Source organism: Thauera sp. ZXT1-4, from assembly GCF_052598215.2.
In genome coordinates this window covers 1-978 of record NZ_JBQWSN020000112.1, presented here as the reverse complement: position 1 = coordinate 978, position 978 = coordinate 1, and the positions used below count along the sequence as shown (strand labels likewise).

Sequence of the window (978 nt, the reverse complement as noted above, 5' to 3'; positions counted from 1 at the left end):
CCGCGCGAATGGCCGATCGCGCCGTCCCCCACCTCGGATGTCGGGCTCGCGATTCGCGAACTGAGCCTGGCTGAGCATGACCAAGTCGTGTCGCTTCTGCCGGAGGTGCAAACGGCGCAGGACTATGCGAAAGCCATGGCTGACATCGACCTCTCAGCCTGGGAGGGCGCGGACGGCAAACCCGACCGGATCGGTCGTTACCTCGGCTCCCTCAAACGCTACTTCGCGCGATACGCCAACCTGTTGACGCAGGGTGTCGTGTTCCGGCTGTACCGTCGCGCACGCTCCGAACGCTACAACACGGGCGGGCGACAGCGTCGGCCCGGATATGTGAATCTGCCTGATGTCGCCGGCGTCTTTATGCAGCATCAGCAGGCACCCGACTTCGATGAAGATCTCGACGACTTTGCCCATTTTGAGGCGACGACGGTTTTTATCGACATCGGACTTGAAGAAGACGAAGAGACGAGCGCGCTGGAGGCCGCAGGGCTCTCGCCCGCCGAATCCCTTGAGCCGACGTTTCAGCTTTATGCCAGCCAGGAAATCGGCACCAAGCTCGCTGAGTTGCGCAGACAGCAGCTTGCAATCGAGATGCAAGCACAGCCGCTGCCTTTCTTTTATGCGACACCCACCCCGGTTGAACTGCGCACGCTCCATGGGCTTCTATTGCGGCGCGTCGAGCGTCACTTGGCCGGAAACGCAAAAAACCGGGCCCAAGCAAGGCTTGAGTGTATCGGCGCGCTGATCCTGCTCACGATGCTTGCGCTCGGCCAACCCCTGCGCCGGGTGCGGGAGTTGCGATTCGAGGTGATGGAACCCTCTGAGCAACTGTCGCTAAGAACTGAACACACCACGCTCATTCTCAACGCAGGAGCAGGGCTCGGTGCCGCCCTGGGCGCACCTGCGGTGCTCACTAGAGGGTTCTGGATTCCAGCCATCGGGCCCAGCTACAAGACCGATTTGCCCGAGGCACTGAGC

At 61.7% G+C, this 978-nt stretch carries 1 protein-coding gene; it reads left to right on the top strand.

Annotated elements, in window-relative coordinates:
- Window positions 1–978: hypothetical protein (locus ACUH78_RS19360; protein ID WP_510497619.1), on the top strand; the 978-nt coding region annotated here is incomplete at both ends.